The 253-nt window shown below is 45.5% G+C and carries 1 pseudogene; it reads left to right on the top strand.

From position 1 onward, the window contains the following. Positions 1 to 253 (top strand): annotated as a pseudogene (locus tag E8Q33_RS15775) (DNA alkylation repair protein); the annotation flags it as partial.

The following is a 253-nucleotide window of genomic DNA, read 5'->3' as shown; positions in this document are numbered from 1 at the left end:
GCAGTGAATGCGCAATGGCTTAAACAGCTTGCCGATAACTGGCCTGGCAAGAATATCGAAAAGGGATGGCATAGTTTTATGGCATGGCCGTTAATTGATTACGCTGGCAAACAGGGCCTGCAGCACCCTGAAATAGCCTTGGATTTATTGAAGCACCTGACGCCCTTATTTACTGCAGAATTTGCTATCAGACCCTATATAGAGCAGCACTTTGAGCTGACCTATAAAGAATTATTGCTCTGGTGTCAGCATG

It is taken from the genome of Methylophaga sp. SB9B (assembly GCF_004832235.1).
In the GTDB taxonomy this organism is placed as follows: Bacteria; Pseudomonadota; Gammaproteobacteria; order Nitrosococcales; family Methylophagaceae; genus Methylophaga; species Methylophaga muralis.
The sequence above is the reverse complement of the archived record's forward strand: the minus strand, read 5'-3'. Positions and strand labels throughout refer to the sequence as shown.